At 65.7% G+C, this 17,431-nt stretch carries 19 protein-coding genes; 12 read left to right on the top strand and 7 right to left on the bottom strand.

The features are described from left to right. Nucleotides 1-7: 7 nt before the first annotated feature. The 6 genes from hydA to aptA all read right to left on the bottom strand — a co-directional run bounded on the left by hydA (nucleotide 8) and on the right by aptA (nucleotide 8,487). On the bottom strand, nucleotides 8-1,399 hold the full coding sequence (hydA, locus tag E4L96_RS19230) for a dihydropyrimidinase (RefSeq protein ID WP_135208830.1): 1,392 nt from the start codon (nucleotides 1,397-1,399) through the stop codon (nucleotides 8-10). An 11-nt stretch (nucleotides 1,400-1,410) separates the two neighbouring features. Continuing rightward, nucleotides 1,411-2,895 carry an NCS1 family nucleobase:cation symporter-1 gene (locus E4L96_RS19225; protein ID WP_135208829.1) on the bottom strand — a complete coding sequence of 495 codons (1,485 nt, stop codon included), beginning with the start codon at nucleotides 2,893-2,895 and terminating at the stop codon, nucleotides 1,411-1,413. A gap of 58 nt (nucleotides 2,896-2,953) precedes the next feature. Beyond that, nucleotides 2,954-4,228 (bottom strand): NAD-dependent dihydropyrimidine dehydrogenase subunit PreA, encoded by a 1,275-nt coding sequence (gene preA / locus E4L96_RS19220; RefSeq protein ID WP_135208828.1) that lies wholly within the window; start codon nucleotides 4,226-4,228, stop codon nucleotides 2,954-2,956. Beyond that, entirely contained in the window at nucleotides 4,228-5,595 is a 1,368-nt protein-coding gene (locus E4L96_RS19215; RefSeq protein ID WP_135208860.1) for an NAD(P)-dependent oxidoreductase, read from the bottom strand. The genes preA and E4L96_RS19215 overlap by 1 nt, the downstream gene beginning before the upstream one ends. Nucleotides 5,596-5,661: 66 nt before the next feature. Further along, the gene (locus tag E4L96_RS19210; RefSeq protein ID WP_135208827.1) at nucleotides 5,662-7,158 is read right to left on the bottom strand and encodes a CoA-acylating methylmalonate-semialdehyde dehydrogenase; all 1,497 of its coding nucleotides are present in this window, start codon (nucleotides 7,156-7,158) and stop codon (nucleotides 5,662-5,664) included. Nucleotides 7,159-7,170: 12 nt separating this feature from the next. Further along, entirely contained in the window at nucleotides 7,171-8,487 is a 1,317-nt protein-coding gene (aptA, locus tag E4L96_RS19205) for an omega-aminotransferase AptA (protein ID WP_135208826.1), read from the bottom strand. 157 nt (nucleotides 8,488-8,644) lie between these two features. Between aptA and E4L96_RS19200 the strand changes: the two genes are divergently transcribed. From E4L96_RS19200 to E4L96_RS19190, 3 genes are read left to right on the top strand one after another with little or no spacing between them, the layout of a single operon-like run. Beyond that, complete coding sequence (locus tag E4L96_RS19200; protein ID WP_135208825.1) at nucleotides 8,645-10,111, top strand: aminotransferase-like domain-containing protein; 1,467 nt, start codon at nucleotides 8,645-8,647, stop codon at nucleotides 10,109-10,111. Further along, the gene (locus tag E4L96_RS19195) at nucleotides 10,108-10,758 is read left to right on the top strand and encodes a TetR/AcrR family transcriptional regulator (RefSeq protein WP_135208824.1); all 651 of its coding nucleotides are present in this window, start codon (nucleotides 10,108-10,110) and stop codon (nucleotides 10,756-10,758) included. Before E4L96_RS19200 ends, E4L96_RS19195 begins: the two co-directional genes overlap by 4 nt. Before the next feature lie 6 nt (nucleotides 10,759-10,764). Next, nucleotides 10,765-11,340: a GNAT family N-acetyltransferase gene (locus E4L96_RS19190; RefSeq protein ID WP_135208823.1), complete on the top strand. Its 576-nt coding sequence runs from the start codon at nucleotides 10,765-10,767 to the stop codon at nucleotides 11,338-11,340. A gap of 68 nt (nucleotides 11,341-11,408) precedes the next feature. Here the strand turns inward: E4L96_RS19190 and E4L96_RS19185 are convergent, their stop codons facing one another. Next, on the bottom strand, nucleotides 11,409-11,681 hold the full coding sequence (locus E4L96_RS19185) for a hypothetical protein (RefSeq protein ID WP_135208822.1): 273 nt from the start codon (nucleotides 11,679-11,681) through the stop codon (nucleotides 11,409-11,411). 192 nt (nucleotides 11,682-11,873) lie between these two features. Here E4L96_RS19185 and E4L96_RS19180 point away from each other — a divergent pair, with 192 nt between their 5' ends. The 9 genes from E4L96_RS19180 (at nucleotide 11,874) to E4L96_RS19140 (ending at nucleotide 17,423) form a co-directional block, all read left to right on the top strand. Then, entirely contained in the window at nucleotides 11,874-12,146 is a 273-nt protein-coding gene (locus E4L96_RS19180) for a hypothetical protein (protein ID WP_135208821.1), read from the top strand. A gap of 1 nt (nucleotide 12,147) precedes the next feature. Further along, nucleotides 12,148-13,041, top strand: coding sequence for a sensor histidine kinase (locus E4L96_RS19175; RefSeq protein ID WP_135208820.1), 894 nt, complete (start codon nucleotides 12,148-12,150; stop codon nucleotides 13,039-13,041). Next, on the top strand, nucleotides 13,042-13,818 hold the full coding sequence (locus E4L96_RS19170; protein ID WP_135208819.1) for a LytR/AlgR family response regulator transcription factor: 777 nt from the start codon (nucleotides 13,042-13,044) through the stop codon (nucleotides 13,816-13,818). A gap of 43 nt (nucleotides 13,819-13,861) precedes the next feature. After that, nucleotides 13,862-14,110 (top strand): DUF1272 domain-containing protein, encoded by a 249-nt coding sequence (locus E4L96_RS19165; protein WP_135208818.1) that lies wholly within the window; start codon nucleotides 13,862-13,864, stop codon nucleotides 14,108-14,110. An 89-nt stretch (nucleotides 14,111-14,199) separates the two neighbouring features. Further along, complete coding sequence (locus E4L96_RS19160) at nucleotides 14,200-14,667, top strand: VOC family protein (protein ID WP_370660756.1); 468 nt, start codon at nucleotides 14,200-14,202, stop codon at nucleotides 14,665-14,667. A gap of 1 nt (nucleotide 14,668) precedes the next feature. Next, complete coding sequence (locus E4L96_RS19155) at nucleotides 14,669-15,061, top strand: VOC family protein (protein WP_135208816.1); 393 nt, start codon at nucleotides 14,669-14,671, stop codon at nucleotides 15,059-15,061. Between the two features lie 30 nt (nucleotides 15,062-15,091). Next, nucleotides 15,092-15,493, top strand: coding sequence for a YybH family protein (locus tag E4L96_RS19150; protein ID WP_135208815.1), 402 nt, complete (start codon nucleotides 15,092-15,094; stop codon nucleotides 15,491-15,493). A 51-nt stretch (nucleotides 15,494-15,544) separates the two neighbouring features. Next, a complete protein-coding gene (locus tag E4L96_RS19145) occupies nucleotides 15,545-17,065 on the top strand; it encodes a CHASE2 domain-containing protein (RefSeq protein WP_135208814.1) in 1,521 nt (506 codons plus the stop codon). After that, the gene (locus E4L96_RS19140) at nucleotides 17,040-17,423 is read left to right on the top strand and encodes an SH3 domain-containing protein (protein ID WP_135208813.1); all 384 of its coding nucleotides are present in this window, start codon (nucleotides 17,040-17,042) and stop codon (nucleotides 17,421-17,423) included. Before E4L96_RS19145 ends, E4L96_RS19140 begins: the two co-directional genes overlap by 26 nt. Nucleotides 17,424-17,431: the final 8 nt, after the last annotated feature.

The following is a 17,431-nucleotide window of genomic DNA, read 5'->3' as shown; positions in this document are numbered from 1 at the left end:
CTGCTCCTTATGCCGATACAGGTTTGAACGCCGGACGGTCGATATGCCGCCCTGCCCCTTCCACCGCGCGCAAGTCGCCCTTGCTGAAGACGACCTTGCCCTGCGCGATGGTGTGCGTGTTGATGCCCTTGACCGTGCGGCCTTCGAAGACGTTGAAGTCGCCCTTGGCAAACTGCGTCTTCGCGGAGATGGTGCGCGTGCCCTGCGGGTCCCACACCACCAGGTCGGCATCCGCCCCCACGGCCACCACGCCCTTGCGCGGGTATATGTTGAAGATCTGCGCCGCGTTGGTGGACGTCACTTTCACGAACTCGGATGGGGTCAGGCGTCCGGTGTTCACACCCGCATCCCATACCACCGACATGCGGTCTTCCACGCCGCCGCAGCCATTCGGAATCTTCGTGAAATCATCCTTCCCGGCGGCCTTCTGCGCCGCGCAGAACGTGCAGTGGTCGGTCGCCGTCGTGTGCAGGTTGCCGCCCGTGAGCCCATGCCACAGCGCGTCCTGATGGTGCTTGCTGCGGAACGGAGGGCTCATCACATAAGCCAGAGCTGCCTCCTTGTCTTCCAGGCAGTACACGCTGTCGTCGATGGTCAGGTGCCCGGCGAGCGCCTCGCCGTACACGCGCTGGCCGCGTGCGCGTGCCCGCGTGATCGCCTCCAGCGACTCCGCGCAGGACACGTGCACGATGTACACCGGCGTCCCGAGCACGTTGGCGATGGCGATGGCGCGGTTGGCCGCTTCCGCCTCCACCTCGGGAGGCCGCGACAGCGGGTGCGCCTCCGGCCCGGTGATGCCCTTGGCCAGCAGCTCCTTCTGCAGCTGGAACACCAGCTCCCCGTTCTCAGCATGCACGGTCGGGATCGCGCCCAGCTCCAGCGCGCGGCGGAAGGACTTCACCAGCGTTTCGTCGTCCGCCATGATCGCGTTCTTGTACGCCATGAAGTGCTTGAAGCTGTTCACGCCATGGTCGCGCACCAGCACGCCCATCTCCTCGTGCACCGAGTCGTCCCACCAGGTCACAGCGACGTGGAAGGTGTAGTCGCCCGCCGCCTTCTCGGCCCAGCCGCGCCACTGGTGGTAGGCCGCGAGCAGCGATTGCTTGGGATCGGGGATCACGAAGTCGATGATGGTGGTGGTTCCACCCGCGAGGCCGGCCGCAGTGCCGGTGAAGAAGTCGTCGGCGGTCACGGTTCCCATGAACGGCAACTGCATGTGCGTGTGCGGGTCGATCCCGCCGGGCATCACGTACTGACCGCCCGCGTCCACGATCTCGGCGCCTGCCGGGGCTTCCAGGTTCGGTCCCACGGCGACGATCTTGTCGCCCTCGCACAGCACATCGGCACGGAAGGCGCGGTCGGCATTGACCACCGTGCCGCCACGGATCAGCGTTGTCATGGAATTCTCCTTCAAGGCTGGGACGCCGCGGCCAGCACGGGCGCGGTCCGTCCCTTCATCATGGCGCCGTAGACCACGGCGGAAATCGCGAGGCCGACAAACCACGCGTAGGTATAGATAGTCTTGAACACGTCGCCCACATCCGGGAAGGCCTGCGGGAACGCGGCGTTGAGGAAGCCCGGGAGGTTGGGCAGCACGGCGACCACAAAGGCCGTGATGGCGGCCACGTTCCAGCCCCCCGAATACGAATACATGCCCTGCTCGCGGTACAGCTCCGGCACGTCCAGCTGCGTCTTGCGGATCAGGTAGTAGTCGACGATCAGGATGCCTGCGATTGGTCCCAGCAGCGCCGAGTAGCCAATCAGCCAGGTAAAGATGTAGCCCTGCGTGGACTCCAGGATCTTCCACGGCATCATCACCAGCGCGATGCCCGCCGTGATGTAGCCGCCCGTGCGATAGCTGATCGTCTTCGGGGCCAGTGCCGAGAAATCATAGGCCGGGCCGACCATGTTGGCGGCGAGGTTCACGCTCACGGTATCCACCAGCAGCACGATCAGCGCGATCAGTACTGCCGTCCCGGTCATGCGGCTCGCCACATCGACCGGGTCCCACAGCGCTTTCCCGTACAGGACCACGGTCGCCGAGGTGACGATCACCGCCAGCGCGGCCAGGAGCCCCATCGGCACCGGAAGGCCGATGGTCTGGCCGACCACCTGGTCCCGCTGCGACTTGGCGAAGCGCGTGAAGTCAGGGATATTGAGTGCCAGCGTCGCCCAGAAGCCGACCATCGCCGTCAGCGAGGGCCAGAACGTGGACCAGAACTGGCCCGCCTTCTTGCCACCTTCGACGAATTGCGACGGTTGATCGAGCAGCGCACCGAAGCCCCCGGCCTTCTGGTACACCCAGCCGAGCAGCACAAAACAGATCACGATCTTGAGCGGTGCGGTGTAGGTCTCGAGCTTGCGGATCGAGTCCATCCCGTGCACCACGTAGTAGAACTGGATGGCCCAGAAGGCCAGGAAGCACAGGAGCTGCGCGCCGTTGATGCCCAGCCCCGCCATTGGCTCGCCGCCGATCGGCGCGCCGTTCCACACGCCGAGCAGCGTGTAGATCATGGAACCGCCGAACCAGGTCTGGATGCCGTACCAGCCGCAGGCCACGATGGCGCGCATCAGCGCCGGCAGCCGCGCGCCCTTGGTACCGAAGGAGGCGCGCGCCAGCACCGCATACGGAATCCCGTACTTGGTGCCCGCGTGGCCGATGGCCAGCATCGGCAGCAGCACGATGGCGTTGGCCAGGAACACCGTCAACACGGCCTGCGTGGCTGACATGCCGCCGTCCACCAGGCTCCCCGCCAGCGTATAGGCGGGGATGCACATCACCATCCCGACCCACAGCGCGGCGAAGTGGTACCACCGCCATGTCCTCTGCGCCGCCGATGTCGGCGCGAGGTCCTCGTTCCACAGATGCGTGCTGCCAGACAGGTCGTTGCTCACGGTGCGGCTCCCAGGTCGGTCACGGACCGATGCAGTGTATCGGCGCCGGGTCAGGCGGTCAAACCAGCTCCGCGCGCGGGTTGCGCGGATCCTTCGGCCAGTTCATGTACGGCTTGCCGGAGTCCTGCGGAACCATCGTGATGCACTTCTCGACCGGGCAGGTAATCTCGCAGAGATTGCAGCCGACGCACTCCTGCTTGATAACTTCATACGTCCGGTTGCCCGCGTCGTCGATCAGTTTCGCGATCGCCTGGTGGGACGTGTCCTCGCAGGCGATGAAGCATTTGCCGCACTTGATGCACTTGTCCTGGTCGATCTGCGCGATGACCTGGTAGTTCATGTCCAGGTACTTCCAATCGGTGGTATTTGGCACCGCCTTGCGCGTGAAGTCGTCGATGGTCCTGTAGCCCTTCTCGTCCATCCAGCGCGAGAGGCCGTCCTTCATCTCCTCCACGATGCGGAAGCCATGCAGCATGGCCGCCGTGCAGACCTGCACCGAGCCAGCGCCCAGCGCGATGAATTCTGCCGCATCCTTCCAGTTGGAGATGCCGCCGATGCCGGAAATCGGCAGCTGCGCGGTGAGCGGATCGCGCGCGATCTCCGCCACCATGTTCAGTGCGATCGGCTTGACGGCCGAACCGCAATACCCGCCGTGCGTGGACGCGTTGCCCACCGCCGGGAAGGCGACCATGCGGTCCAAGTCCAGGTGCGTGATCGAATTGATGGTGTTGATCAGCGAGACCGCATCGGCGCCTCCCGCCAGCGCGGCCCGCGCCGGGGCGCGCACGTCGGTGATGTTCGGCGTGAGCTTGACGATGACCGGCAGCTTGGTGTGTGTCTTGCACCAGCGCGTCACCATCTCCACGTATTCAGGGACCTGGCCCACGGCTGCGCCCATGCCGCGCTCCGGCATGCCGTGCGGGCAGCCGAAATTCAGTTCGATGCCGTCCGCGCCCGTCGCTTCGATCTTCGGAAGGATGCCCGCCCACTGGTGCTCTTCGCACGGCAGCATCAAAGAGACCACCACCGCGCGGTCCGGCCACGCCTTCTTGACTGCCGTGATCTCATCGAGGTTGATCTGCAGGCTGCGGTCCGTAATCAGCTCGATGTTATTGAAGCCGACCACCTCGCGGTTCTTGCCGTAGTGCGCCGAGTACCGGGATGACACGTTGACCGCCGGCGGATCTTCGCCCAGCGTCTTCCACACCACGCCGCCCCACCCGGCCTCGAAGGCGCGGATCACGTTGTAGGCCTTGTCGGTCGGCGGCGCGGAGGCGAGCCAGAAAGGATTGGGTGCCTTGATGCCGACAAAATTGATGGACAGGTCAGCCATTATGCAGCCTCCACTTTCGATTGAAGATCCTGATGGATGGCCATGGCGGCCAGTTTTCCGTGCTGGACGGCCTGCACCGTGAGGTCCTGCCCCGGTGCCACGCAGTCACCGCCCGCGTACACGCCCGGCACCACAGTGCGGAAGAAGTCGTCGACGACAATCTTGTCGCCCTTGCGCGCGAGCTGCTGCGCCAACGGGTCGGACAGCGCCCCCGGCGCCAGCGACTGGCCAATGGCCTTGAAGATCGCATCCGCTTCGATGTCGAACACCTCGCCGGTGCCCACCAGCTTCCCTTCCACCATCTGCGTACGTTCGAAGCGCATGCCACGCACGACGCCGTTCGCTTCCTGCAGCACTTGCAGCGGCGCGGACCAGACCTTTATGCGCACGTTGTTGGCCTTCGCGATCTCCTGCTCGTGCCAGGTCGCGCTCATGGCGTCGAAGCCGCGGCGATACACCAGTGTGACTTCCTCGGCGCCCAAGCGCTGGATCTGTACCGCCATGTCGATGGCGGTATTCCCCGCGCCGATGACGATGGCGCGGCGCGGCACCGGCAGTGTGGCCAGGTCCGACGCTTGGCGCAGGGCCGCGATGTAGTCGATGGCGGCCATCAGCCCCGGCGCATCCTCGCCGGTGAGGCCGAGCTGCTTGCTGGCGGTCAGGCCGAGACCGAGGAACACTGCGTCATATTGCGCCTGCAGGTCGGCCAGGTGCAGGTTCACACCCAGCACGCGGCCATGCTGTACCTCGATGCCGCCGATCGACAGGAGGAAGTCGACTTCCTTCTGCGCGAAGTTATCGGTCAGCTTGTACTTGGCGATGCCGTATTCGTTGAGGCCACCGGCCTTTTCACGCGCCTCGAACACCACCACATCATTGCCCAGCATCGCCAGGCGGTGCGCGGCAGACAGGCCCGCCGGACCGGCACCGACCACCGCGATCTTGCGGCCGGTCGAAGGCGCGCGCTGGAACGGATGCTCCTTCAAGGTCGCGTTATCCAGTGCATAGCGCTGCAGGAGCCCGATCTTGACCGGCTGCCCTTCCGCATCGTGGTTACGTACGCAGGCGCTCTCGCACAGGATCTCCACCGGGCACACACGGGAGCAGGCGCCGCCCATGATGTTCTGCGACAGGATGCCGACCGCCGCCCCATTCACGTTGTCGTCGTGGATGTTGCGGATGAAGCTCGCCACGTCGATCTCGGTCGGGCAGATGCGCGTACACGGCGCGTCATAGCAGTACAGGCAGCGCGCGCTCTCGATGGCGGCCTGGCGCGCCGTGAGCGGCGGCGCGAGATCAGTGAATTTTTGGGCAAGCGAGGCCCCGTCGCCTGCCGCCAGCGGCAGGTGGTTCAGCGAATCGATCATGATGTCGTCCTGGTCGGTCTCGAAGGTCATCGCTACCCCCGCGGACGCGGGGATAGCGAATCTTTTTTACTTCATCTGCGGGAATGCAAACTGCACGCCGGCACTGGCGGTGTTGGGCCAGCGCTGCATCACGGCCTTGTGGCGCGTGTAGAAGCGGACGCCTTCCGGCCCGTAGGCATGGTGGTCGCCGAACAGCGACTTCTTCCACCCGCCGAAGCTGTTGAAGGCCATCGGCACAGGCAGCGGCACGTTGACGCCGACCATACCCACCTGGATCTGGCGCACGAACTCGCGCGCCACCCCGCCATCCCGAGTGAAGATGGCGGTACCGTTACCGTATTCGTTCGCGTTGATCAGCTCCACGGCGCTGGCCACGTCCGGCAGGCGCACCACGCACAGCACGGGGCCGAAGATCTCTTCCTTGTAGATCGTCATGTCCGGTTTGACGTTGTCGAACAGCGTGCCGCCCACGAAGAAGCCGTTCTCGCGGCCTTGCACCTTGTAGTTGCGGCCATCGACCACCAGATCCGCGCCCTGTTCCACGCCTTCGCCGATCAGCTTTTCGATGCGCTGCTTGGCTTGCAGGGTGACGATCGGGCCCATCTCCGAGTCCTTCTGCATGCCATCGCCGATCTTCAGCGCGGCGGTGCGCTTGGCCAGTTCCGGCACCAGCTGGTCCGCCGCGTCACCCACGGCCACCACCACCGAGATGGCCATGCAGCGCTCACCGGCGGAGCCGTAGGCCGCGCCGATGATGGCATCGGTCGCCATCTTCATGTCGGCATCCGGCATCACCACCATGTGGTTCTTGGCGCCGCCCAGGGCCTGCACCCGCTTCCCCGAGGCGCTGCCGCGGGCGTAGATGTATTCGGCGATCGGAGTCGAGCCGACGAAGCTCACGGCCTGCACGTCCGGGTTATCGAGGATCGCATCGACGGTGACCTTGTCGCCCTGGACCACGTTGAAGACGCCGTCCGGCAGCCCCGCTTCCTTCAGCAAACGCGCATGCAGCAGCGAGGCGGAAGGATCGCGCTCGGACGGCTTCAGGATGAAAGTATTCCCGCATGCCAGCGCCACCGGGAACATCCACATCGGCACCATCACCGGGAAATTGAAGGGCGTGATGCCCGCGACCACGCCGAGCGGCTGGCGCATCGACCATGCATCGATGCCGCGCGCGATCTGGTCGGTGTACTCGCCCTTGAGCAGCTGCGGCACGCCGACCGCGAACTCCACCACCTCGATGCCGCGCGCAACTTCGCCCTGCGCATCGGTGAAGGTTTTTCCATGCTCGCGGGTCAGCATGGCCGCGAATTCGTCAGTGTGCTTCTGGCACAGCTCCAGGTACTTGAAGAGAACACGCGCGCGCGCCAGCGGCGGCGTGTTGGCCCAGGCCGGGAAGGCCGCTTGCGCGGCGGCGACGGCGGCATTCACCTCCTCCGCCGTGCCCAAGGCGACGCGCGCCACCGGCTCGCCCAGCGCCGGGTTGTAGACGTCTGCATACCGGCCACTGCTCGTGTCCAGCGCGGCGCCGTTGATGTAATGGGTGATGGTCTCTTTCATGACGCCTTCTATTCAGTCGAGGTTCTTGAGGATCGTGGCGAGCTTGCCGAACAATTCGTCGATATGCTTCTTCTCCAGCACCAGCGGCGGCGAGAGCGCGATGATGTCGCCGGTCGTGCGGATCAGCACTCCATCCGCGAAGGCCTTCTTGAAGGCGGCGTAGGCACGCGCCCCCGGCTTGCCCTCGATCGGCTGCAGCTCGATGCCGGCGATGAGGCCCAGCGTGCGGATGTCGATCACGTGCGGCAGGCCCTTAAGCGAATGCGCCGCATCCTCCCAGTACTGCCGCAGGCTGGCCGCGTTCTCCAGGATGTTCTGCTCCTTGAAGGTCTGCAGCGTGGCGATGGACGCGGCGCAGGCCAGCGGGTGGCCCGAGTAGGTGTAGCCGTGGAACAGCTCAATGCCCGGCGGCGCTTCCATGAACGCATCGTGGATGTGCTTCTTGGTGAAGACGGCGCCCATCGGCACCACGCCGTTGGTCAGGCCCTTGGCGCAGGTGACCATGTCCGGCTCGACGTCGAAGTAGTCGAAGGCGAACGGCGTGGTCAGGCGGCCGAAGCCCGTGATCACTTCGTCGAAGATCAGCAGGATGCCGTGCTTGCTGCACAGCTCGCGCAGGCGCTTGAGGTAGCCCTTGGGCGGAATCAGCACGCCAGTCGACCCGGCCACCGGCTCCACGATCACCGCGGCGATGGTGGACGCATCGTGCAGCGCGACGATGCGCTCCAGTTCATCCGCCAGCTCGGTGCCGTATTCCGGCTCGCCGCGCGTGAACGCGTTCTTCGCGAGGTTGTGCGTGTGCGGCAGGTGGTCCACACCCGGCAGCAACGGGCCATACGGCTTGCGGTTGCCGCCGATGCCGCCAACCGAAATGCCGCCGAAACCCACGCCGTGGTAACCGCGCTCGCGGCCGATCAGGCGCGTGCGGCTGCCCTCCCCGCGCGCGCGGTGGTAGGCCAGTGCCATCTTCAGCGCGGTGTCCACCGACTCGGAACCGGAGTTCGTGTAGAACACGTGGCCGAAGCGGTGGTTGGTGTACTCCATCAGCTGCTCGGCCAAATCAAAAGCGGCTGGGTGGCCCATCTGGAAGGTGGGTGCGAAATCGAGCTGGCCGATCATCTCGCGCACGGCAGCCACGATGCGCGGCTGCGCATGTCCGCACGGGACGCACCACAGGCCGGCGGTGCCGTCGAGGATCTGGTTGCCGTCGACGTCCTTGTAGTACATGCCCTCGGCCGACACCAGCAGGCGCGGGGCCGCCTTGAAGTCCCGGTTGTTCGTGAAAGGCATCCAGAAAGACGACATCGATGCAGGGCGGGACTCGTTCATGGGAGGTCTCCAGTGTTTTGACGACTGCTAAAATTTTTGACCGATTGGCAAAATGTTGATGCCATAATAGTCAGCGTTAGAAATATGGCACATATACACTGCTGGAAAAACGTGCCAACCGTACAGGTTGCGAAAACAGTACAGTTTGGAGAACCCCATGGCAGATGGCGCACGCTTGCAGGACACCCCGCCCGCGCCCGGCGGCTGGCCGGTGCTCGCCATCGACCGCAGCCGGCGCGGGGGCAATGCCAGCCTGGTGGACCAGATCGTCGCGGCGATTGCGGCCATGGTGCAGAGCCGCGAACTGCGGGTCGGCACGCGCATGCCGTCGGTGCGGTTGTTTGCCAAGGCCAACAATGTCAGTACCTTCACGGTGGTCGAATCCTATGACCGGCTCCTCACGTTAGGACTGCTGAATTCGCGCCGCGGTTCCGGCTTTTTCGTGGCCCAGCCGAAGGCCGTCGCCGCGCCCCAGCAGACGGCGATTGCCGCCACCCCGGCCGCCATCGACGCGCTCACGCCCGACCTTTACTCCGGCACCTCGGACGCCCTGCCCGTCGGCGCGGGCTGGCTGCCGCCGGAGTGGTACGGCGAGACCACCATTTTGGACGCGGTGCGCCATGCGATGCGCATCCCGGCCAACCGCCTGCGCGGCTACGGCCATCCGCTCGGCTTCCCCCAGCTGCGGCAGCAGATGGCGTCCAACCTCGCGGACGAGCTGTTTGCCGTGGAGCCGGACCAGATCCTGCTCACCAACGGCGCCACGCATGCGTTTGACCTGATCCTGCGGACCCTCACGCGGCCCGGCGACACAGTGTTCGTCGAGGACCCCGGCTATTCGAACCTGCTGTCGCTGGTGCGCCACCACGGCTGCATCCCGGTCGGCATCCCGCGCACCGATGCAGGCCTCGACTTCACCGTGCTGGCCGCGCAGGCGGCGAAGACGCAGCCCAAGCTCATGTTCGTCAACACCGTGCTGCAGAATCCTCTCGGCACGTCGCTGTCGCAGGCGCAGGCCCACAAGCTGCTGGGCATGGCTGAGCAGTTCGACTTCTGGCTGGTGGAAGACGACATCTACCGCGAACTGGCTTCCCGTTCGGATGCCTCGCTGGCCGCGATGGACGGGCTGCGGCGCGTGATCCACGTGGCCAGCTTCTCCAAGTCGCTGTCGCCGGTGCTGCGCGTGGGCGCCATCAGCGCCTCGCACACCTTGGTGCCCGAACTGCTGCGCGTGAAGATGCTGGCCGGGCTCACGACTTCCGAGATTAACGAGCGCGCCGTGTACGACGCCATCACTGCGCGCGGCTACCGCAAGATGATCGAAAAGCTGGTCGCGCAACTGGAGCACGCGCGCGAGCGCACCATCGACAACCTGCGCGGCGCCGGCCTGGAGCCGGTGGCGCGGGCACGCGGCGGCATGTTCGTGAGCGCGGGCTGGCCGGTGGCGCCCACGCCGGAATGGAACGGCAAGACCATTGCCGATGCCGCGATCCGCGCCGGCATCCTGCTGTCGCCGAACGATTTCTTCATGCTGCGCGCACCCGACAGCGTGTGGTTCCGCTTTAACGTGGCGTACGCAGATACGCCCGCACTCGCAGACTTCCTGAGGGGACACCAGCCATGACAACCAAGACCGCGGCCAGCCGCCGCGTGCTCAATCGGGACCGGCTGGAGGCCGAAATCGCCACCGAAGCCGTGCGCGTGTTCGCGGAGTGCGGCTACGAGGGCACGTCGATCGCAACCATCGCCGAGAGCCTCGGGATGTCCAAGCAGAACCTGATGTACTACTTCCCGACCAAGCAGGCCTTGTACGAGCGGGTGCTGGACGATGTGCTGGACGAGTGGCTGGCGCGTATGGCGTCGCTGGCGGACCCCGAACAGGATCCACGCGAGGTGCTCCGCGCCTACATCCAGGCCAAGCTGAAGTTCTCGCGCGAGCACCCGTATGCGTCCCGCGTGTATGCGATGGAGGTGATCGGCGGCGCGCAGCTGTACGGGGCGCAGATCCGCGAGCGCGTGGTGCCGCTGGTGCGCAAGGACATCGAGTGCTTCGAGCGCTGGATCGCGGAGGGGCGCATGGCGCCGGTCAACGCGACCCATCTGCTGTTTGCCATCTGGGCGATGACGCAGTCGTACGCGGACTTCGAGGCGCAGATGGCGCTGGTCCTGGACCGCAAGGCGCTCACCAGAAAAGATTTCGACGAGGCCGAACAGCTCATCACCGCCATGGTGCTGGCCACGGTCACCCAATCTGCTGCCACGGAGGCTTGAACTGACATGCCCGTCCTGACACCCACCGTCATCGATACCGCGCGTTTGCGCCTGCGCTGGATCACCGCCGCCGACGCCGCGGCCCAGTTCTCCCTGTTCGGCGATCCGGTACTGCGGCGCTACGGCGGCGCGGCCGCATGGACGCGCCTGGAGCAGGCAGAGGAATCGGTGGCCAAGGCCTTGCAGGCCTACGAGGACGGCGCGTCCCTGCTGTTTGCGATCACACTGCCGGAGACCGGTGAGGTGATCGGCAACACGCGGCTGTACGACTTCCATGACCAGAACCGGCGCTGCGACATCGGCTACATCCTGGCGCACGCGCACCAGGGCAAGGGCTACATGTTCGAGGCACTGGAGGCGACGCTGCAGCATGCCTTCTCCGCGCTGGATCTCAACCGCATCGAAGCCGATGTGGACCCGCGCAACCACGCCTCGTACAAGGTGCTGGAACGGCTCGGCTTTCGCAAGGAGGGTTTCATGCCGGAGCGCTGGTTCGTCAATGGAGAATGGTGCGACACCATCAACTACGGCCTGCTACGTCGCTACTGGGAGCACGCACGCCGCGGCGACCACGGGGAGTAGTGCGCTGACAACCATCGCAATCACGCCGCCTGAGTTCGGCCACGGTCCGAATGGCTGGAAGTAGCACCTCAGTTCGCGCCGATAGCATCCAGAATTCGAGGCAGCAGCTGGGTGAGAATAAACGCGCTGACAACCCACAGGACTATGCTGTTGCGCATTTCAGCCACGTCGGCTTTGGTGGCGTAATTTGATTTGATGACGGCGACGTCCTGCTCGAGCCTCAGCAGCCGCTCATCCGTTTTGGCTGAGTACGCCTGAAACGTGGTCACGAGCTTGTCCATGCGCGTCCCCAGCGTTTTCATGCCACTGTCCAGCAAGTCGAATCGTTCGTTAGTGTCCATGCAACTCAGTCTAGCAGCGCGCGCTCAAAGGACAATCGCGCACGATAGCGGCAGAGCAGCGCTGGCACTGCTGATCCGTGCCTGCCACCACTCGCCCCCGCCAATCTGCAGTTCGTCGGTACATGCTGGTGGGCATGGAATTGGACAGGTACAGTGCAATCATCGTAAGAGGCATTGCACTGGAGGCAAAACATGAAATCCGAGTTCCTGAACCAATTCCTGAATGGCGTCGAAGAAGCCGGCCACGCCGTGATGCGCTGGACGCGCCGCGGCCTGCGCACCATCGCCAAGATGAATGGCCCGCAGCTGCTGGTGACCGCCGTCGCGCTGGCGCTCGCCCTGACCATCATCCCGCTGGCGTTCACGCTGTTTGTGATCTTCCTGCTCATCAAGCTGGTGATCACCGCCTTCATCGTCTCGAAACGCCGCAAGGCCCTGCCGCCGCCGGTCACCCTGGAGAAGTAACATGGGCATCGCCACCAACGTCAACCACGCCGTCGACCTGATGCGCGAGGTCATGAAGGAAGCCACGGTGCTGTGGTGGCGCTTCTTCGACTGGGTCGCCGTCGTCGAATGGCGCCGCCTGTACCTGGTCTGGTTCATCGCCGTCGTCGGCACGGGCCTTCTGAACAACGCCGAAGTCGGCGTCTGGTTCATGTTCATCTCCGGCTCCATCAAGGCCCTCGCCGGCGGCAAGCGCAAGGCCGAACTGGCGGCCATGAAGGCCACCGAAAAGGCCGACGTGGCCAACCTCGAACGCCGGCTGGTGGAAGCCCAGATGGCGACGCTGCAGGCGCAAGTCGAACCGCACTTCCTGTTCAACACCCTGGCGCTGATCGGCCAGTTGATCGAAACCGATCCGAAGGAAGCGGCGCGCATTCACCAGAATCTGATCGACTACCTGCGCGCCACCCTGCCGCAGATGCGCTGCGCCTCGGGCGGCACGCTGGGCAAGCAGGTCGAGCTGTCCAAGGCCTACCTCAACATCATGCAGGCGCGGATGAAGGAGCGCCTGACCGTGGCCTTCGACGTGCCCGAGCACCTCAACTTCGCGCCCTTCCCGCCCATGATGCTGCTGACACTCATCGAAAACGCCATCAAGCACGGGCTGGAGCCGAAGATCGAGGGCGGGCATATCGACGTGGCCGCGCGCGTGGTCGGCCAGCAGCTGTTCGTCGATGTCATCGACAACGGCGTCGGCTTCGACCTGCACTCGGACGATGGCGTGGGCCTGGCCAACATCCGCGAACGCCTGCAGCTGCTGTATGGCGCCGAAGCCCAGCTGGTGATCGAAGCCCCGCTTGCAGGCGGCGCTTATACTTCGATCCGTGTCCCGTACAACCCTCTGGAGAAGAATTAAATGGCCAGCGCGCCCACCGCCTTGATCGTCGACGACGAAGCCCCGATGCGCGACCAGCTGCGTGCCCGCCTGCGCGACGTGTGGCCCGAGCTGCAGATCGTGGGGGAAGCGTCCAACGGCCTGGATGCCGTCGCCATGACCGGGGAGCATCAGCCGGACATCGTCTTCCTCGACATCCGCATGCCCGGCCAGAACGGCATCGACGCCGCGCGCGTGCTGTACCACCGTACCCGCATCGTATTCGTCACCGCCTACGATCAGTACGCGATCGAAGCCTTCGAACAGGGTGCGATGGACTACCTGCTCAAGCCCGTGACGGCCGACCGTTTGCAGCTGACCCGCAAGCGGCTGGAAGCGCGGCTGCAGAAGGCCCCGGAAGACATCGGTGCCCAGCTCTCCGAGCTCACCCGGCTGCTGAAGGCCAAGGACAGCGGTACCGAGAAGAAGCCCAGCTACCTGAAGTGGATCCAGGCCCAGGTCGGCACCAGCCTGCGCATGATCAGCACCAAGGAGATCCTGTTCTTCCAGGCCGACGAAAAATACACGCGCGTGCAGACCGCCGGCGCCGAACTCCTGATCCGCAAGACGCTTAAGGAACTGTGCGACGAACTCGATCCCGACGAATTCTGGCGCATCCACCGCTCCACGCTAGTGCGCGTGGATGCCATCGCCGAAGTCTCGCGCGACGCGCGCGGCCGCCAGATGCTGAGCGTGAAAGGCTACCCGGACGCACTGGAAGTCAGCCGCGGCCATTCGCACCTGTTCCAGCAGATGTAGCGCAACTGGCATACCATGGCGGCTCCCTCATCCAGGAGCCGCCATGCCACTCGAACTGCGCCCCAATTGCGAATGCTGCGACCGCGACCTGCCGCCCGCGGCGCCAGACGCGATGATCTGCACCTTTGAATGCACCTTCTGCCGCGACTGCGTCGAGACGCGCCTGCACGGCGTGTGCCCCAACTGCGGCGGCAACTTCGCCCCGCGCCCGATCCGCCCGGCGAACAAGCTGGCCAAGTACCCGCCCTCGACCCGGCGCGTGCTGAAAGAGGGCTGCGCCACCGACTCGTAAATACCTGCGCGCCATCGGTGCGGTGGCGCACCCAGTTTGGGCTAACATACGTTCTGCCATCTCATCTTCGGGAGAACGCCATGTCCGCCATGACTGCCAAGCAGACCCGGTCCACGGTGACGCCCTGCCTGCGCTACCGCGACGCGCCGCGCGCCATCGAATGGCTGTGCGAGACCTTCGGCTTCGAGAAGCAGCTGATCGTGCCGGGGCAGTACGGCGAAATTCGCCACGCCCAGCTCGTCTTCGGCAACGGCATGATCATGCTTGGCTCCACCGCCGTGCAGAACGACTACGGCAAATTGATCAAGCAGCCCGATGACATCGGCGGCATGCAGACCCAGACCATCAGCCTGTCCGTCAACGACGCCACCGAGATCTACCAGCGCGTCAAGCGCACCGGCGTCGAGATCATCCTGGACCTGGTGGAAGCGCCGTACGGCGGCCGGGGTTTCACCTGCCGCGACCTGGAAGGCCATGTGTGGAGCATCGGCGAATACGATCCGTGGGCCGAGCTGCCGAAGCACATGCAGGACCACGGCCAAGTCCAGGGCGGCTGACATGAGCCGCCCGGTCCATTTCGAAATCCACGCCTCCGACCCGCAGCGCCTGATCGGCTTTTATTCGCAGCTGTTCGGCTGGTCCTTCAACAAATGGGACGGCGGCGACTACTGGCTGATCACCACCGGCCCGGAGGACAAGCCCGGCATCAACGGCGGCCTGCTGCCGCGCCGCGGCGATGTACCGCACGCGCTGGCCGCGGTCAACGCCTTCGTCGTCACCGTGGACGTGGACAATATCGACGCCCTGCTCGACCGCGTGCTGCAGGGGGACATGAACGGCGTGCTTGCGGTGCCGAAGATGGCGGTGCCCGGCATCGGCTGGCTCGCCTACGTGAATGACCCGGACGGGAACATCTTCGGCATGATGCAGGCGGACCGCAATGCCAAATGACCAGCAGCTTGACATGACCAGGAGTGTGCCATGAGCACCAGCGACGACGAACTCGCGATCCGCAAATTGATCGCCACCTGGCTGAACGCGACCCGCGCGGGCGACGTGGACGCCGTGCTGTCCCTGATGGCGCCGGATGCGGTGTTCCTCGTCCCCGGCGGTCCGCCGATGTGCGGGCGCGAGGCCTTCGCCAAGCCCTTGCGCGCGCTGCTGGCCACGCACAGCATCGAGACCCTGAGCGAGATCCAGGAGATCGCCATCGAGGGCAACATGGCCTACGCGCGCACCCGCCTGACCGTGGAAGTGCGCCCGCGCGACGGCAGCGCGGCGCCGGTGCGGCGCAGCGGCCACACCATGTCCATCCTGCGCAAGCAGCCCAGCGGCGCATGGCTGCTCACGCGCGACGCCAACCTGCTCGGCGCCCCTGCGTAACCGCCGGTCACTCGCATTGTCATTGCCATAATTTTCTGGCATTGTGCCGGGATGTCCGACAGGAAAAACCACACCCCGCAACCCCGCAGCACGGCCCGCCAACTCAAGGAATGCGCGATCGCGATCTTCGTCGGTTGCCTGCTGGCGCTCACCGTCCACCAGTTCTTTGGCGAGGAATTCGCCACGCGCCAGCAGGCCCGCATCTACGCACCGGCGGCCGGCGAAGTCTATGGCGAAGGCGCGCGCGACCAGGTGCGCGTGCTGCTCATCGACGATGCCGCGCTGGCAGCCGCCGGCCAGGAGTGGCCGGCCCGCTACAGCTATTCCGCCCGCCTGCTGCGCGCCCTGACCGCGTACGAGCCGAAGGCGGTGTTCTTCGATATTCACTACAGCGCGCGGCGGGACGACCCCAGCCTGGCCGCCTTCACGGAGCAGCTGTGCGCGACGCGCCAAGCCGGCATTCCCCTCTTCCTGGCCGCGGTGCGCGACCGCGACGACCGCTATCCCCTGCGCCCAGAGCTGGACGCGCTCGACGGCCGCTGCCTGGGGAAGGTCGCGGTCCGCTACGCGCCGGATGAAGTGGACCGCGTGGCCTGGTCCTATCCGCTGGCTGCGGCCATGCCCGCAGGCGGCGCGGCAGCACTGCCGCCGGCCGCCGTGGCGCTGGCCGGGGTCGCGGGTGTGCATCCGCATGATGCCGCCGAGCCCATGGCGCTGGTGTGGGGCAATCGCGCGGCGGCGCACGGCGTGGGCTGGGCGGACGCCCACGGGGAGCGCTACTGCCGTCCAGCGCATGGCTGGGGCGAGCTGGTGCCGCGCGGGATCCGCCAGGCCTGGTTCCACGATGCCGAGAAGCCGGTCTGCGTGTACAGCGAGACGATCCGCGCGGGCGAACTGCTCGCCACCAGCGGGGAAGAACACGCCCGGCTGATGCGGGAACTGAAGGGCAAGATCGTGCTGGTCGGCCTGGCCCTGTCGGATTCCAACGACCTGGTGCTGTCGCCCATCCACGGCCGGGTGCCGGGCGTGTACCTGCATGCGATGGCGCTCGATAACCTGCTGGCGTTCCATGGCGACGTGCCGCACGACGGCCATTTCAGCCTGGACCTGCATCACTGGAAGCCGCTGGCCTACCTGATGCTCGCGCTGGTGCTTGTCACCCTCACCCCCAAGCTGCTGAAGGACCGCCTGCTGGCGCGCCACCCGGATCACTGGATCGGCCACCCGGTGGAATACCTGTGCGCGCGCTGGCTGCGCTTGCCGCCGCTCCTGGGACTGCGCCTGAACCGCGCGGCGGTCTACATCGCACTGTGCGCGCTGCAGCTGGTCCTGTCACTGGTCCTGGGCTGCGCCATGCTGCTGTTCGGGCAGTATGTGCTGGGCCTGGGCGTGCTCTCGATCGTCGGCGTGATCTTCATGACTGCGGTTGCGGAATGGACCGAGTTCAATGAAACGTTGACCGAGCACCTGCTGCCCGAGGAAGACGAAGAGGACGCAGGTAGCGCCGCCCCGGCCGCCGAAGCCCATCAAGAGAAAGAAAACCACCATGAGCATCCCACACCTGTCGCCTGAGCCACGCCGTACCCTGGCCGCCCTGGTCCTGGCCCTGCTGGCCGCCGGCAGCGCCCTGGCCGCCGACACCATCACCGCCGTCAAGGGCAAGGATATCGAACTGTATGCGGCACCGGACGACGCCAAGCCGGGCGTGCGCCTGGCCCCCGCAGGCCTGCCCTGGACCATCAAGGAAGAGAAGAACTCCTTTTACCGCGTGAACGTGGGCGGCAAGGACGGCTGGGTGGACGGGATGATGGTAACGGTGGCGCGCGGCTCGGCCGACCAGTGCCCCACCCTGACCGCCGCCACGAAGCTGAGCAAGCAGGCCGAGAACAACGCCGCCTCACCCGGCGCCGGCGCCGCGCGCTGCCGTTGATGCGGCGC

This window comes from Zemynaea arenosa, assembly GCF_004614185.1.
GTDB lineage: Bacteria > Pseudomonadota > Gammaproteobacteria > Burkholderiales > Burkholderiaceae_D > Telluria > Telluria arenosa.
Note: the sequence above shows the minus strand (reverse complement) of the source record. Positions and strands in the feature narration are given on the sequence as shown.

Bases quoted from the DNA above. Each gene is read 5' to 3' on its own strand.
- E4L96_RS19160 (WP_370660756.1), top strand. From the start codon at position 14,200: ATGACTGCCAAGCAGACCCGGTCCACGGTGACGCCCTGCCTGCGCTAC.
- E4L96_RS19200 (WP_135208825.1), top strand. From the start codon at position 8,645: ATGGCAGATGGCGCACGCTTGCAGGACACCCCGCCCGCGCCCGGCGGC.
- E4L96_RS19170 (WP_135208819.1), top strand. From the start codon at position 13,042: ATGGCCAGCGCGCCCACCGCCTTGATCGTCGACGACGAAGCCCCGATG.
- E4L96_RS19195 (WP_135208824.1), top strand. From the start codon at position 10,108: ATGACAACCAAGACCGCGGCCAGCCGCCGCGTGCTCAATCGGGACCGG.
- E4L96_RS19180 (WP_135208821.1), top strand. From the start codon at position 11,874: ATGAAATCCGAGTTCCTGAACCAATTCCTGAATGGCGTCGAAGAAGCC.
- hydA (WP_135208830.1), bottom strand. From the start codon at position 1,399: ATGACAACGCTGATCCGTGGCGGCACGGTGGTCAATGCCGACCGCGCC.
- E4L96_RS19140 (WP_135208813.1), top strand. From the start codon at position 17,040: ATGAGCATCCCACACCTGTCGCCTGAGCCACGCCGTACCCTGGCCGCC.
- E4L96_RS19175 (WP_135208820.1), top strand. From the start codon at position 12,148: ATGGGCATCGCCACCAACGTCAACCACGCCGTCGACCTGATGCGCGAG.
- E4L96_RS19215 (WP_135208860.1), bottom strand. From the start codon at position 5,595: ATGATCGATTCGCTGAACCACCTGCCGCTGGCGGCAGGCGACGGGGCC.
- E4L96_RS19210 (WP_135208827.1), bottom strand. From the start codon at position 7,158: ATGAAAGAGACCATCACCCATTACATCAACGGCGCCGCGCTGGACACG.
- E4L96_RS19165 (WP_135208818.1), top strand. From the start codon at position 13,862: ATGCCACTCGAACTGCGCCCCAATTGCGAATGCTGCGACCGCGACCTG.
- E4L96_RS19155 (WP_135208816.1), top strand. From the start codon at position 14,669: ATGAGCCGCCCGGTCCATTTCGAAATCCACGCCTCCGACCCGCAGCGC.
- E4L96_RS19185 (WP_135208822.1), bottom strand. From the start codon at position 11,681: ATGGACACTAACGAACGATTCGACTTGCTGGACAGTGGCATGAAAACG.
- preA (WP_135208828.1), bottom strand. From the start codon at position 4,228: ATGGCTGACCTGTCCATCAATTTTGTCGGCATCAAGGCACCCAATCCT.
- E4L96_RS19150 (WP_135208815.1), top strand. From the start codon at position 15,092: ATGAGCACCAGCGACGACGAACTCGCGATCCGCAAATTGATCGCCACC.
- E4L96_RS19190 (WP_135208823.1), top strand. From the start codon at position 10,765: ATGCCCGTCCTGACACCCACCGTCATCGATACCGCGCGTTTGCGCCTG.
- E4L96_RS19145 (WP_135208814.1), top strand. From the start codon at position 15,545: ATGTCCGACAGGAAAAACCACACCCCGCAACCCCGCAGCACGGCCCGC.
- aptA (WP_135208826.1), bottom strand. From the start codon at position 8,487: ATGAACGAGTCCCGCCCTGCATCGATGTCGTCTTTCTGGATGCCTTTC.